The 13,980-nt window shown below is 53.1% G+C and carries 11 protein-coding genes; 6 read left to right on the top strand and 5 right to left on the bottom strand.

All coding sequences use genetic code 11. The annotated features are described in order from the left end of the window. The first annotated feature begins 6 nt into the window (after nucleotides 1-6). A complete protein-coding gene (locus K7B04_RS13655; RefSeq protein ID WP_223802247.1) occupies nucleotides 7-1,116 on the top strand; it encodes a YcbX family protein in 1,110 nt (369 codons plus the stop codon). Here K7B04_RS13655 and zapC read toward each other — a convergent pair. Both zapC and pyrD read right to left on the bottom strand, forming a co-directional pair. Beyond that, the gene (gene zapC, locus K7B04_RS13650) at nucleotides 1,113-1,655 is read right to left on the bottom strand and encodes a cell division protein ZapC (protein WP_163448543.1); all 543 of its coding nucleotides are present in this window, start codon (nucleotides 1,653-1,655) and stop codon (nucleotides 1,113-1,115) included. The genes K7B04_RS13655 and zapC overlap by 4 nt on opposite strands. Nucleotides 1,656-1,821: 166 nt before the next feature. Then, nucleotides 1,822-2,832, bottom strand: coding sequence for a quinone-dependent dihydroorotate dehydrogenase (gene pyrD / locus K7B04_RS13645; protein ID WP_223802246.1), 1,011 nt, complete (start codon nucleotides 2,830-2,832; stop codon nucleotides 1,822-1,824). A 251-nt stretch (nucleotides 2,833-3,083) separates the two neighbouring features. Between pyrD and ssuE the strand changes: the two genes are divergently transcribed. After that, the gene (gene ssuE, locus K7B04_RS13640) at nucleotides 3,084-3,659 is read left to right on the top strand and encodes an NADPH-dependent FMN reductase (RefSeq protein ID WP_163448539.1); all 576 of its coding nucleotides are present in this window, start codon (nucleotides 3,084-3,086) and stop codon (nucleotides 3,657-3,659) included. Between the two features lie 118 nt (nucleotides 3,660-3,777). Here ssuE and pepN read toward each other — a convergent pair whose 3' ends face one another. Continuing rightward, nucleotides 3,778-6,390: an aminopeptidase N gene (gene pepN / locus K7B04_RS13635; protein ID WP_223802245.1), complete on the bottom strand. Its 2,613-nt coding sequence runs from the start codon at nucleotides 6,388-6,390 to the stop codon at nucleotides 3,778-3,780. A gap of 264 nt (nucleotides 6,391-6,654) precedes the next feature. Here pepN and pncB point away from each other — a divergent pair, with 264 nt between their 5' ends. The 4 genes from pncB to K7B04_RS13615 all read left to right on the top strand — a co-directional run bounded on the left by pncB (nucleotide 6,655) and on the right by K7B04_RS13615 (nucleotide 12,594). After that, nucleotides 6,655-7,857, top strand: coding sequence for a nicotinate phosphoribosyltransferase (pncB, locus tag K7B04_RS13630; protein WP_223802244.1), 1,203 nt, complete (start codon nucleotides 6,655-6,657; stop codon nucleotides 7,855-7,857). 169 nt (nucleotides 7,858-8,026) lie between these two features. Then, entirely contained in the window at nucleotides 8,027-9,427 is a 1,401-nt protein-coding gene (gene asnS, locus K7B04_RS13625) for an asparagine--tRNA ligase (protein ID WP_163448533.1), read from the top strand. 610 nt (nucleotides 9,428-10,037) lie between these two features. Further along, a complete protein-coding gene (locus tag K7B04_RS13620; protein ID WP_275957276.1) occupies nucleotides 10,038-11,219 on the top strand; it encodes a porin in 1,182 nt (393 codons plus the stop codon). 184 nt (nucleotides 11,220-11,403) lie between these two features. Further along, on the top strand, nucleotides 11,404-12,594 hold the full coding sequence (locus K7B04_RS13615; protein ID WP_163448531.1) for an amino acid aminotransferase: 1,191 nt from the start codon (nucleotides 11,404-11,406) through the stop codon (nucleotides 12,592-12,594). Between the two features lie 61 nt (nucleotides 12,595-12,655). Here K7B04_RS13615 and K7B04_RS13610 read toward each other — a convergent pair whose 3' ends face one another. After that, nucleotides 12,656-13,303 (bottom strand): MBL fold metallo-hydrolase, encoded by a 648-nt coding sequence (locus tag K7B04_RS13610; RefSeq protein WP_065355691.1) that lies wholly within the window; start codon nucleotides 13,301-13,303, stop codon nucleotides 12,656-12,658. Between the two features lie 64 nt (nucleotides 13,304-13,367). Continuing rightward, on the bottom strand, nucleotides 13,368-13,919 hold the full coding sequence (locus K7B04_RS13605) for a YcbK family protein (protein ID WP_223802243.1): 552 nt from the start codon (nucleotides 13,917-13,919) through the stop codon (nucleotides 13,368-13,370). Between the last annotated feature and the right edge of the window lie 61 nt (nucleotides 13,920-13,980).

Raw genomic sequence — 13,980 nt, 5'->3', positions numbered from 1 at the left:
AGCGTTGTGGCTACATTATCGCGGCTTTTTATACATCCGGTGAAATCCATGCGGGGAATCGGGCTCACGCATGCCTTTGCCGATATTAGCGGGCTGGCATTTGACCGCATTTTTATGATCACCGAACCCGATGGCACCTTTATTACCGCCCGACAATTCCCGGCAATGGTGCGCTTTACCCCGGCGGTGCTGCACGATGGGTTACATCTTACCGCGCCCGACGGCAGCAGCGCGCTGGTGCGCTTCGCTGATTTTACCGGCCAGCCTTCGCCGACCGAAGTATGGGGCAACCATTTTACCTCGCGTATTGCGCCGGATGCCATTAATCAGTGGCTGTCGCCGTTCTTTAAACGCGACGTTCAACTGCGCTGGCTCGGCGCTGACCTCACGCGTCGCGTTAAACGCCACGATGCGGTGCCGCTCTCCTTCGCCGATGGTTTTCCGTTCCTGTTGGTTAACGAAGCTTCGCTACGCGACCTGCAACAACGCTGCAAAGCCAGCGTGCAAATGGAACAGTTCCGCCCGAACCTGGTGGTGACCGGCGTTGAAGCCTGGGCTGAAGATTGCTGGAAAACCATCCGCATTGGCGACGTCGTTTTTGACGTGGTGAAACCGTGCAGCCGCTGTATTTTTACCACCATCAGTCCGGAAAAAGGGCAGAAGCACCCCGCCGGAGAGCCGCTAAATACCTTACAGTCGTTCCGTACCGATCCAGCCACCGGCGACGTCGACTTCGGGCAGAATTTAATTGCCCGCAACAGCGGCGTGGTGCGCGTGGGGGATGAAGTGGAAATCCTCACCACCGGGCCCGCAAAAGTCTATACCGCCGGGCAAACCGACGATGCCGTCGCGCCGCAGGCTCAGCAAAATGCGTTGGTGGATATCGAGTGGGAGGGAAAAACCTTCAGCGGGAATAATCAGCAAATTTTACTGGAGCAGCTTGAACAGCAGGGTATTCGCGTGCCCTACTCCTGCCGCGCGGGCCTGTGCGGCAGCTGCCGCGTGACGCTGGTCGAAGGGGAAGTGAATCCATTGAAGAAAAGCGCGGTAGGCACCGACGGCACCATTTTGAGCTGTAGCTGTGTTCCCAAAACGGCGCTAAAACTGAGCCGTTAAACCGCCTGCTCCAGGCTGTAGCCGTCCAGCCCCGGCTGCGGTTGCAGCCTGTCGTTCATAATTTTGATCGGGTCGCCGAGTTGCATCGTGCGCCCGGCCAGTACCAGCCCAGGCTGCGCCAGCAAACAGAGCGCAGCGTTTTCACCCGGTTCAACGACCAGCAGATTAACCTGACTGTCGTCATCGCTCAGCCAGACGCTGGCCGCATCGCCGGTCACCGGCGTCCAGCCATTATCATGGGCGCGGAAGTGCCAGCTTTTCGGCATTTGGGGTTTCAGGAAACGAATCGCTACCAGGGCGTTAAGAATCAACTCGGCGCGATGTTCTTTAGACAACAGCAGATCGCGACATTTTTCTTCAAAAGAGAAATAGAGTGCGGCGTCATCGACGCAAAATCCGGTGGGTTCAAAAGCATCGGGAGTTAACATGCGGCGAGCAAAACGCGAGCGAAACAACATGCCGTTGGCTAAATCGAGCATCATGCGATCGTGCTCTTCATCATAATACCAGCGCCAGTTATCATCAGGTTTAATTCGCATTTTTCTCCCCCATCATTTTTGCATCCCGTGCAGCGTTTGTTCTTCCATTGCGTTAATTGTCGCCCTAAATAATAAAAGACCAATATGTCTAAATAAGCAACAATAAGGAAATATAAAGCAACCAGGGCTGGAAATAAAGCCCTGGATCACATTACTGGGAAAAAGACTAGATGTGGGTGACGATTTCTTTAATCAGCGGTGGGCCTTTAAAAATAAAGCCGGAATAAATCTGCACCAGTGACGCGCCAGCCGCCATCTTCTCGCGGGCCGCTATCACCGAGTCGATACCGCCAACACCAATAATAGGCAACTGACCTTTTAATTCGGCGGACAGCATACGAATAATTTCGGTGCTTTTTAATTGTAATGGACGACCGCTTAAACCACCGGTTTCATCACAATGTTTCATCCCCTGAACCAGAGAACGATCCAATGTGGTATTGGTGGCAATTACCCCATCAATATTATGGCGAACTAAACTGTCGGCCACCTGGATCAACTCTTCATGAGAAAGATCCGGCGCGATCTTCACCGCCACAGGAACATATTTATGATGTTTTTCCTGCAACTCAGATTGTTTATTTTTAATACCGGAAAGCAGATCGTCGAGCGCTTCACCATATTGCAGCGTGCGCAGGCCTGGGGTATTTGGCGATGAAATGTTAATCGCAATATAACCCGCGTAGGCATAGATTTTTTCCATACAAATCAGATAGTCATCTTTGCCGTGCTCAACAGGGGTATCTTTATTCTTACCGATATTAATACCCAGAATACCGTCGAAATGCGCTTTTTTAACGTTTTCTACCAGGTTATCTACGCCGTGGTTATTGAAGCCCATACGGTTAATCAGCCCTTCGGCGTCAACGAGGCGGAACAGACGCGGCTTATCGTTACCCGGCTGCGGACGCGGCGTCACGGTGCCGATCTCGATCGAACCAAATCCCATAGCGCCTAAGGCATCAATACATTCACCATCTTTATCCAGACCTGCCGCCAAACCCAGAGGGTTTTTGAACGTCAGCCCCATGCAGGTAACCGGCTTTTCCGGCACTTTCTGACGCACAAGCGCTTCCAGCGGCGTACCGGTGACTCGGCGTAATTGTTGAAACGTTAATTCATGAGCGCGCTCTGGATCGAGCTGAAAAAGTGCTTTACGAACGAAGGGATAGTACATGAACTCTCCTGGATTCCCGGTGTGCAAACCGGGGGCGTATTATGTGCGATCTCGCACAGAAAGGGAATTGACCTGCGGCAAAAAAAGCGCAATCGTTTTCCTTCTCTCCTTTATATATCTTCCCCGCCATATGCATTTTCCGGTAATCCTACGTCGGAAAAAGTATTTCGCGCACCTGACGACCTTTGAGACACTGAGGCAAATGTTATCAATTTTAAATTAATGTGTATTTTTAGTTATAAGGAGTGAACATGCGCGTCATTACTTTAGCCGGCAGCCCGCGTTTCCCCTCTCGTTCCAGCGCTCTGCTGGAGTATGCTCGTGAGAAACTTTCCGCGGCGGATGTGGAAGTGTTCCATTGGCATTTGCAGAATTTTGCGCCGGAGGATCTTTTCCACGCACGTTTCGACAGTCCAGCACTGCAAACGCTGACCGAACAACTGGTTCATGCCGATGGTTTAATCATCGCCACGCCGGTGTATAAGGCCTCTTTCGCCGGTGCGTTAAAAGCGCTGCTCGATTTACTGCCGGAGCGTGCGCTGGAAGGAAAAGTGGTTTTACCCCTGGCGACCGGCGGCACCGTCGCCCATATGTTGGCGGTCGATTATGCCCTTAAGCCGGTTCTCAATGCGCTGAAAGCACAGGAGATTTTGCAGGGTGTGTTTGCCGATGACAGCCAGGTCACTGATTATCAACATAAGCCGCAGTTCAGCCCAAATCTGCACACGCGTCTGGACAGCGCGCTGGAGACCTTCTGGCAGGCATTACACCGGCGAGACATCCAGGTTCCCACGTTAAGCGCAGCACGACAGACCGCGCATGTTTGATAAAAAAAACGCCGCAGGGAAAATCCCGCGGCGTTTTTGTTTACATCAAGTTAGCCCGCAACGGCGGGGAAACCACATATGCCCCGGAGTCGGCATAAACGCCTCGTCCGGGTGACGATCAGGCTAATGCTTTAGCAATCTTCTCGTACAGATCTCCGGAGAGATTCTCCAGCCCCTTCAACTGCTCCAGCGCAGAACGCATCAGCGCCTGACGTTTTGCATCATAGCGTTTCAGGCGGATCAGCGGCTCAATCAGACGCGAGGCCACTTGCGGGTTTTTGCTGTTCAGTTCGGTCAACATTTCAACCAGGAACTGGTAACCGCTGCCGTCTTCCGCATGGAACGCCGCCGGGTTGCTGCCGGCAAAGGCACCAATGAGAGAGCGAATGCGGTTCGGGTTATTCATGCTGAATGAGCGATGGTTCAACAGCTTACGCACTGTCGCCAGCACGTCATCTGCCGGGCTGGTCGCTTGCAGAATCAGCCATTTATCCATCACCAGACCATCATGATGCCACTTGTCGTCGTACTCCTGCATCAGCGCGTCACGGCACGGTAGCTCCGCCGCGACGGCTGCAGACAGTGCGGCCAGCGCATCGGTCATGTTGTCGGCGTTATGGTATTGCTCGCTCACCAGCTTGTTACCCAGCTCGCGATCGCCAAACGCCAGATAGCGCAGGCAGGTATTGCGCAGCGCGCGCTTGCCGATGTCCGCATGTTCAACGCGATAGCTGTCGAGTTTATTGGCGTTGTACACCGCCAGACACTCGTCCACCAGCTCGGTAGCCAGCGTGCGGGTCAGCGCTTCGCGCACTGCGGCAATGGCGATCGGATCAATGATCTCAAACAGTTCAGCAATTTCGCTGGCGGATGGCAGAGTCAGAATTTCCGCGGCCAGCGCCGGATCAATCTTCTCATCCAGCAGAATAGCGCGGAACGCGTCGGCCACGTGAATCGGCAGCGACAGCGGTTGACCCTGCTGATGACGAGCCACGTTCAGCTTAATGTAGGTTGCCAACAGGCTTTGCGCGGCGTCCCAACGAGAAAAATCATTACGCGCATGGCGCATCAGGAAGGTGAGTTGCTGATCGCTCCATTTATATTCCAGCTTCACCGGTGCGGAGAATTCACGCAGCAGCGACGGTACCGGCTGGAAGTAAACGTTATCGAACACAAACGTCTGCTCGGCCTGGGTCACATTCAGCACGTGATGCACCGGATGGCCATCTTTCTGCAGTGGGATCACTTTACCTTCGTTATCATACAGTTCGATATCGAACGGAATGTGCAGCGGGTATTTCTCCTCCTGCTCGGCCGTGGCTGGCGTACGCTGGCGGATGGTTAAGGTGTACTGCTCGGTTTCCGGATTGTAGTCGTCGTGCACGCTGACAATCGGCGTCCCGGCCTGGCTGTACCAGCGGCGGAAATGAGAGAGGTCGATGTTGGAAGCATCTTCCATCGCCTGAACGAAGTCGTCACAGGTGGCGGCGCTGCCATCGTGGCGCTCAAAGTACAGCTGCATCCCTTTCTGAAAGTTCTCTTCGCCCAGCAGCGTGTGCAGCATACGAATGACTTCCGCCCCTTTTTCATACACCGTCAGGGTATAGAAGTTATTCATTTCAATAACTTTGTCCGGACGGATTGGGTGCGCCATCGGACTCGCGTCTTCAGCAAACTGCAAGCCGCGCATGGTGCGCACATTGCTGATGCGGTTAACCGCGCGAGAACCCAGGTCGGAGCTGAATTCCTGATCGCGGAACACGGTCAGGCCTTCTTTCAGGCTTAACTGGAACCAGTCGCGGCAGGTCACGCGGTTGCCGGTCCAGTTATGGAAATATTCATGACCAATGACGCGTTCAATATCGAGATAATCTTTATCCGTCGCGGTATCGGTACGCGCCAGCACATATTTGGAGTTAAAGACGTTCAGCCCTTTATTCTCCATCGCCCCCATATTAAAGAAGTCGACGGCAACGATCATATAGATGTCGAGGTCGTATTCGAGGCCAAAGCGCTCTTCATCCCACTTCATGGAATTTTTCAGCGAGGTCATTGCCCACGGCGCGCGGTCGAGGTTGCCACGATCAACGAACAGTTCCAGCGCCACTTCGCGCCCAGAACGGGTTTTGAAGGTATCGCGCAACACGTCGAAATCGCCCGCCACCAGCGCAAACAGGTAGCACGGCTTCGGGAACGGATCCTGCCACTGTACCCAGTGACGCCCGTTATCCAGCTCGCCTTCGGCAATACGGTTGCCGTTGGACAGCAGGAACGGATATTTGCTCTTATCGGCGGTAATTTTAGTGGTAAAACGCGCCAGCACGTCCGGGCGGTCGAGATACCAGGTAATATGGCGGAAGCCTTCGGCCTCACATTGAGTACACAGCGCTTCACCTGATTGATACAACCCTTCCAGCGCAGTATTCGCCGCCGGGCTGATTTCATTGACAATCTTCAGCGTAAAACGCTCAGGCAGGCCAGAGATGACCAGCTGGTTATCTTCTTCTTTATAGTCGGCCCACGGCGCACCGTTAACATGAATGGAGACCAGCGTGAGGTCCTCACCGTTCAGGCGTAACGGCACATCAGACGCTGCGTGACGGGAAACCTGGCTTTCCGCGGTCACAACGGTTTTTGCGGCATCCAGGTCAAAGGCCAGGTCGATATCACTAATCAGGTAGTCCGGCGCACGGTAATCGTGGCGGTACTTGGCTTGGGGCTGTTGTGTCATAAAAAACCTTTAGCATCTTTTGTAAATGTCACCTCCAGTCTATTCCTGTTGTGTTAAACGCGCTATGCAGAATCTTCATCTTTTCCAGTCAAATAGGGAAAATAGATACATTTACGCAACATGCCGCACAAAACGCCGGAGTGGCGCTTCGTGCCATAACGTGTGATCGGGGTTCAATAAATCGTTAAACAAGGTATACTCCAGCCATTCTCCCCTGTTGTTTATTGTACTAAACGCTCCTGTGAGAGGATGCTACTGCGCACCATGACACAATTCGCTTCTCCTGTTCTGCACTCGTTGCTGGATACAGATGCCTACAAACTGCATATGCAGCAGGCCGTTTTCCACCACTACTACGACGTTAACGTCGCGGCGGAATTCCGCTGCCGTGGTGACGATCTGCTGGGCATTTATGCTGACGCCATTCGCGAACAAGTCGAAGCCATGCGTTCACTCACCCTGCGTGATGATGAATACCACTGGCTGTCCGGTCTGCCTTTCTTTAAGCAGGACTACCTGAACTGGCTGCGTGATTTCCGCTACGATCCACAACAGGTCACCGTAACAAACGATAACGGTAAGCTGAATATCCGCCTTGAAGGTCCGTGGCGTGAAGTCATCATGTGGGAAGTGCCGCTGCTGGCGGTGATCAGCGAACTGGTTCACCGTTACCGCTCACCGGAAAACGGGGTGCCGCAGGCGCTGGAAATGCTGGAACAGAAGCTGTCCGACTTTAATCAGTTGACGGCTGACCTGGATATGTCCGCTTTCAAACTGATGGACTTCGGCACCCGTCGCCGCTTTTCTCGCGAGGTTCAGGAAGCCATTGTCAGTCGTCTCCGTCAGGAGCCGTGGTTTGTTGGCACCAGCAACTACGATCTGGCGCGTCGCCTGAACCTAACGCCCATGGGCACCCAGGCACACGAGTGGTTCCAGGCGCATCAGCAAATCAGCCCGGATCTGGCGACCAGCCAGCGTGCGGCGCTGGCGGCCTGGCTGGAAGAATACCCGGACCGACTCGGCATCGCACTGACCGACTGCATCACCATGGATGCGTTCCTGCGCGACTTCGGCCCGGAATTCGCTACCCGTTATCAGGGTCTGCGCCACGACTCCGGCGACCCGTTTGAGTGGGGCGAGAAAGCGATCAAACATTATCAAAAGCTCGGTATCGACCCGCGCGAGAAAGTGCTGGTGTTTTCCGACAATCTCGATCTGCCGAAAGCCGTTGAGCTGTACCGCCACTTTTCACCGCGCATCAATCTCAGCTTTGGTATTGGCACGCGTTTAACCTGCGATATCCCACAGGTTAAACCGCTAAATATCGTGATCAAGCTGGTTGAGTGCAACGGCAAACCGGTGGCGAAACTCTCCGACAGCCCGGGGAAAACCATTTGCCACGATAAAGCATTTGTTCGCGCATTACGTAAAGCATTTGATCTCCCGCAGATCAAAAAGGCCAGTTAATCACCAGAGGGAGCCCAGGCGGCTCCCTTCTTCTTTATTTATTTCTTAAAACACCCCTTCCTTATGCGAATTCTACTTGTCTGATGGAAGATGACAGGTAACATAGATATCCCCCCGCCGTTCCGGGGAAAAACGATTTTTTTATTGGACTACGAATAGAGAGACTATTATGAGCGTTGTGCCTGTAGCCGACGTACTCCAGGGCCGCGTAGCCGTTGACAGCGAAGTCACCGTGCGCGGCTGGGTACGTACCCGCCGAGATTCAAAAGCTGGCTTTTCCTTCCTGGCCGTCTATGACGGTTCCTGCTTTGATCCTGTACAGGCCGTTATTAATAATTCTCTGCCCAATTACAATGACGAAGTCCTGCGTCTGACCACCGGCTGCTCGGTGATCGTCACCGGTAAAGTCGTGGCGTCTCAGGGTCAGGGCCAGAGCTTTGAAATCCAGGCCTCTCACGTGGAAGTCACCGGCTGGGTTGAAGATCCGGATACCTACCCGATGGCGGCAAAACGCCACAGCATCGAGTATCTGCGTGAAGTGGCGCATATGCGTCCGCGTACCAACCTGATTGGCGCGGTTGCCCGCGTTCGCCACACGCTGGCCCAGGCGCTGCACCGTTTCTTCGACGAGCAGGGCTTCTTCTGGGTTTCCACCCCGCTGATTACCGCTTCCGATACTGAAGGTGCTGGCGAAATGTTCCGCGTGTCTACGCTGGATATGGAAAACCTGCCGCGTAACGATCAAGGCAAAGTGGATTACGACAAAGATTTCTTTGGCAAAGAAGCCTTCCTGACCGTTTCCGGTCAGTTGAACGGTGAAACCTATGCCTGCGCGCTGTCGAAGATCTACACCTTTGGCCCTACCTTCCGCGCGGAAAACTCCAACACCAGCCGTCACCTGGCGGAATTCTGGATGCTGGAGCCGGAAGTGGCGTTTGCCGATCTGGAAGATAACGCCCGTCTGGCAGAAGCGATGCTGAAGTACGTCTTTAAAGCCGTTCTTGAAGAACGTGCGGACGACATGAAGTTCTTCGCCGAGCGTGTAGATAAAGATGCTATCGATCGTCTGGAACGTTTCGTTTCCGCCGACTTCGCGCAGGTTGATTACACCGACGCGGTCACCATTCTGGAAAACTGTGGCAAACAGTTTGAAAACCCGGTGTACTGGGGCGTAGACCTCTCTTCTGAACACGAACGCTATTTGGCGGAAGAGCACTTCAAAGCGCCGGTGGTGGTGAAAAACTATCCGAAAGAGATCAAAGCATTCTATATGCGTCTGAACGACGATGGCAAAACCGTTGCCGCCATGGACGTACTGGCGCCGGGCATTGGCGAGATTATCGGTGGTTCTCAGCGTGAAGAGCGTCTGGACGTGCTTGATGCGCGTATGGCCGAAATGGGTCTGAATAAAGAAGACTACTGGTGGTATCGCGACCTGCGTCGCTACGGTACCGTGCCACACTCAGGCTTCGGTCTGGGCTTTGAACGTCTAATCGCCTACGTCACTGGCGTGCAGAACGTTCGCGACGTGATTCCGTTCCCAAGAACGCCACGTAACGCTAGCTTCTAAAACCGTTTCATCCTCAAGGCCAGCCGCTCGCGCTGGCCTTTTTTTACCTGCACATGTAAAGAAATCTTTATTAATTTTAACAAACCTAAACTTCAAGCCCCCTGCCTCGCGCAGTTTGTTACATCACATTTCCCGGTAATAACCTCGAACAAAAATCATCCACATTTTTATTGCAATCAGGAAATCACTTAAGCCATAGCACATTTTTTATCCAAAACAACAGCTATCTGGACGGCTAAAAAATGTCATAACGAAATTATCATACATCCGCTCTGTGCGATAAGAAAAAGCGTTATACAAATAAAAGATAAGAAATTCATATTGATAGATAAGGCGTTGGTCAAATAACCCGCGTACATCTCAGAATTTTGAGTTAGTTCACAAAGTTCCTCAAAATTCACATTTAGTTACACATAATTTCTTTTGCTTACTTATTCTCGATGTTTGTAGCATTTTCAGGGTGGCGAAAGAATGTTTTGAATGGAAAGATGCCTCTCAGACACATAAAGACACCAAACTATCATCAATAGTTCCGTAAATTTTTATTGACGGAAGTAATTGGCGGCAGTGGCGAGTGTCTATAAAAAAAACCTAATGAGGGTAATAAATAATGATGAAGCGTAATATCCTGGCAGTGGTAATCCCTGCCCTGCTGGTAGCTGGCGCAGCAAATGCTGCAGAAATCTACAACAAAAATGCCAACAAACTGGACTTCTACGGTAAAGCAGTTGGTGAACACATTTGGACCACCAACGGCGACACCAGCAACGAAGACACCACCTATGCCCGTATCGGCTTCAAGGGTGAAACCCAGATCAACGATCAGCTGGTAGGCTACGGCCAGTGGGAATACAACATGGATGCCTCCAACTCTGAAGGCTCCCAGGGCACTAAAACCCGTCTGGCGTTCGCAGGTCTGAAATTTGGCGACGCGGGTTCTCTGGACTACGGTCGTAACTACGGCGCTATCTACGACGTCGCAGCTTACACCGATATGCTGGTTGAGTGGGGCGGCGATTCCTGGGCTGCTACCGACAACTTCATGAACGGTCGTTCTTCTGGCCTGCTGACCTACCGTAACAGCGATTTCTTCGGTCTGGTTGAAGGCCTGAGCTTCGCGCTGCAGTACCAGGGTAAAAACGATCGTAGCAACCCGGTTGCAGCGACCTACAACGACAAAACTGGCGCGCTGGAAAGCCTTGGCTACGGCGGCAACGGCGCTAAAGCGAACGGCGACGGCTTCAGCACCTCTGTACAGTATGATTTCGGCAACGGCATCGCGCTGGCAGCAGGTTATGAAGTTGCAGACCGTACCAACGACCAGGTTAACCCGGGCAGCTCTACCTTCAATGGCACCACTCACACTTGGGCGAGCGCTGGCGGCAGCAAAGCAGAAGCTTGGTCTACTGCTGCGAAATACGACGCGAACAACATCTACGCTGCGGTAATGTATGCTGAAACGCTGAACATGACCCGCGAGCCGGACAACAACTTCGCAAACAAAACTCAGAACTTCGAAGCTGTTGTTCAGTATCAGTTCGACTTCGGTCTGCGTCCGTCCCTGGGCTACGTGCAGTCCAAAGGTAAAGACCTGATCGGCCGTGGCGACTTCAAAGGCGGCGATGCTGACCTGGTTAAATACATCGAACTGGGCACCTGGTACTACTTCAACAAGAACATGAACGTCTACGCGGCGTACAAGTTCAACCTGCTGGACGACAACGCGTACTCTGCTGCCACCAAGCAGGGAACCGACGATCAGGCTGCTGTTGGTATCGTTTACCAGTTCTAATCAGCAGACCCTCACTGCTATATGCCTCAAGAGCAGGACTTCGGTCCTGCTTTTTTGCGTTCTAAAGAGGAAGATCTTAACTTTTGAAAAGCTTCGCGCTTTTAGTCTCTAACGGTTGGCATTTTGTAAATCTACCGTTAACCTGATAGCGGATTTCCCCCGAACTTATTAATGGAACCTCGTCATGTTTGAGAACATTACAGCCGCCCCTGCCGACCCAATTCTGGGCCTGGCCGATCTGTTTCGCGCCGACGAACGCCCGGGAAAAATCAATCTCGGGATAGGTGTTTATAAAGATGAAACCGGCAAGACGCCGGTGCTGACCAGCGTAAAAAAAGCTGAACAGTATCTGCTGGAGAATGAAACCACCAAAAACTATCTCGGTATTGATGGTATTCCTGAGTTTGGTCGCTGCACGCAAGAGCTGCTGTTCGGCAAAGGCAACAGCATCATTAGTGACAAACGCGCGCGCACCGCTCAGACCCCAGGCGGCACCGGCGCACTGCGCGTGGCGGCGGATTTCCTCGCGAAAAATACTGACGTGAAGCGCGTTTGGGTCAGCAACCCAAGCTGGCCGAACCACAAGAGCGTCTTTGGCGCTGCTGGCCTGGAAGTACGCGAATATGACTACTACGATGCGGAAAAGCATGCCCTTAACTTCGACGGCCTGCTGGCGAGCCTGAATGAAGCCCAGGCGGGTGACGTGGTGCTGTTCCACGGCTGCTGCCATAACCCAACCGGCATCGACCCGACGCTGGAGCAGTGGCAACAGCTGGCAAATCTGTCGATTGAAAAAGGCTGGCTGCCGCTGTTCGACTTCGCCTACCAGGGCTTTGCTCGCGGTCTGGAAGAAGATGCCGAAGGCCTGCGCGCATTTGCCGCGCTGCACAAAGAGCTGATTGTAGCGAGCTCCTACTCGAAAAACTTCGGCCTGTACAACGAACGCGTTGGTGCTTGCACCCTGGTCACCGCCGATGCCGACACCGCCGATCGCGCCTTCAGCCAGCTGAAAGCCGTGATTCGCGCGAACTACTCTAACCCGCCAGCGCACGGCGCATCCGTGGTCGCAACCATTCTCAGCAACGACGCGCTGCGCGCTATCTGGGAACAAGAGCTGACCGATATGCGTCAGCGCATTCAGCGCATGCGTCTGCTGTTCGTTAATACGTTGCAGGAGAAAGGCGCGAGCCGTGATTTCACCTTCATCACGAAGCAGAACGGGATGTTCTCGTTCAGCGGTCTGACCAAAGAGCAGGTACTGCGCCTACGTGAAGAGTTCGGTATTTATGCCGTCGCTTCCGGCCGTATCAACGTGGCGGGCATGACGCCGGACAACATGGCGCCGCTGTGCGAAGCCATCGTCGCGGTCCTGTAATCAATACGCTCCCTTCAGGGACAAAAAAGGCCGCATTCGCGGCCTTTTTATTATTCTGAGATTACCACACCGGCAATTCATCCTGCAGGAATGGATTATGCAGACGCTCATAACCCAGCGTCGACATTGGGCCATGGCCGGCAATAAACTTCACGTCATCGCCTAACGGCAGCAGTTTGCGCTTAATCGCATCGATCAACTGCGCGTGATCGCCACGCGGGAAGTCGCTGCGCCCGACGCCACCTTTAAACAGCACGTCACCCGAGATCAGCAAACGCGCCTGGTCATCGAAGAACACGACATGCCCCGGCGTATGTCCCGGACAGTGCAGCACCTGCAGCTTCACGTTGCCGACACTCACCGTATCCCCTTCGTTCAGCCAGCGGTCCGGCGTCAAAGGCTGACAGTCCTCGAGGCCAAACATCCGGCTTTGCGCAGGCAGCCCCTGCAACCAGAATTCATCTTCTTTTTCCGGGCCAATAATCGGCACCCCGTAGTGCTGCGCCAGTTCAGCCGCCGCCCCCACATGGTCAAGATGCCCATGGGTCAGCAAAATTTGCTGCAACGTCACGCCCGCTTCGGCAACCTGCTGCTTGATAGTTTCCGCATCGCCACCTGGGTCGACCAGCGCCGCCAGTTTAGTTTGCTCGCACCAGATCAATGAACAGTTTTGCGCGAACGCAGTCACCGGAATAATACGATAATTCATGTTGCTCCTGTTTGGACTCGTCACCGTTCAGACACTTCAGTGTGCCTGAACGGTTGGCGTAGAGCTACCAGTGCCGGACCGGCCCGGTATCAATATGCACAAAGTTGCTACGTGGGTAATATCCTACACCACCTGCGCGCATAGATAACGCAGCTTTGCGTATATTACTTAATGAAACGCCTTCAATATGAAAATCCATTGCCTGACCTTTCGTGTGATAACTATTTTTAGCCACCCCACGACTGTGCGCTCTCAGTTCGGTATTGGTATCAACAGAACGATACCCGGAAATCAATTGCACAGGTTTATTTGTTCCTAATAGTCCCTGAAGGCGATAAAGCTGATCGAACAAAGAAGGATCGATGCTTTTTATTTTATTCGCGCGATAGTCACGGAAAAAATGGTTTAGTTTTGCTAATTCATCCTGAATATAGCCTCGGCCGTCAAAAAACTCGGCTTTTATCAACTCACCTGTATGCAGGTTATTCAGCGTTAAAATACGCGGACGTGGGGTCGAGAGGGTGGCAAGCGCAGGCGTGGGCAAGATGGCGGCCGCGCTGAGCGCAACACCACCTAACGCCAGCAGCTTGCGGCGATTAGCGTCAAATTTGTCCATGATAATCAGGTCTACAGTCAGTAATGTGATCGAAAAATATGCACTTCTGGCGCACGTTAAG

The sequence above is a fragment of the Kluyvera sp. CRP genome (genome assembly GCF_019930565.1).
Lineage (GTDB): Bacteria > Pseudomonadota > Gammaproteobacteria > Enterobacterales > Enterobacteriaceae > Kluyvera > Kluyvera georgiana_A.
Note: the sequence above shows the minus strand (reverse complement) of the source record. Positions and strands in the feature narration are given on the sequence as shown.

Coding starts and splice junctions, on each gene's coding strand:
- K7B04_RS13605 (WP_223802243.1), bottom strand. CDS start 13,919: ATGGACAAATTTGACGCTAATCGCCGCAAGCTGCTGGCGTTAGGTGGT.
- pncB (WP_223802244.1), top strand. CDS start 6,655: ATGACACAATTCGCTTCTCCTGTTCTGCACTCGTTGCTGGATACAGAT.
- pepN (WP_223802245.1), bottom strand. CDS start 6,390: ATGACACAACAGCCCCAAGCCAAGTACCGCCACGATTACCGTGCGCCG.
- asnS (WP_163448533.1), top strand. CDS start 8,027: ATGAGCGTTGTGCCTGTAGCCGACGTACTCCAGGGCCGCGTAGCCGTT.
- zapC (WP_163448543.1), bottom strand. CDS start 1,655: ATGCGAATTAAACCTGATGATAACTGGCGCTGGTATTATGATGAAGAG.
- K7B04_RS13610 (WP_065355691.1), bottom strand. CDS start 13,303: ATGAATTATCGTATTATTCCGGTGACTGCGTTCGCGCAAAACTGTTCA.
- pyrD (WP_223802246.1), bottom strand. CDS start 2,832: ATGTACTATCCCTTCGTTCGTAAAGCACTTTTTCAGCTCGATCCAGAG.
- K7B04_RS13620 (WP_275957276.1), top strand. CDS start 10,038: ATGATGAAGCGTAATATCCTGGCAGTGGTAATCCCTGCCCTGCTGGTA.
- K7B04_RS13615 (WP_163448531.1), top strand. CDS start 11,404: ATGTTTGAGAACATTACAGCCGCCCCTGCCGACCCAATTCTGGGCCTG.
- ssuE (WP_163448539.1), top strand. CDS start 3,084: ATGCGCGTCATTACTTTAGCCGGCAGCCCGCGTTTCCCCTCTCGTTCC.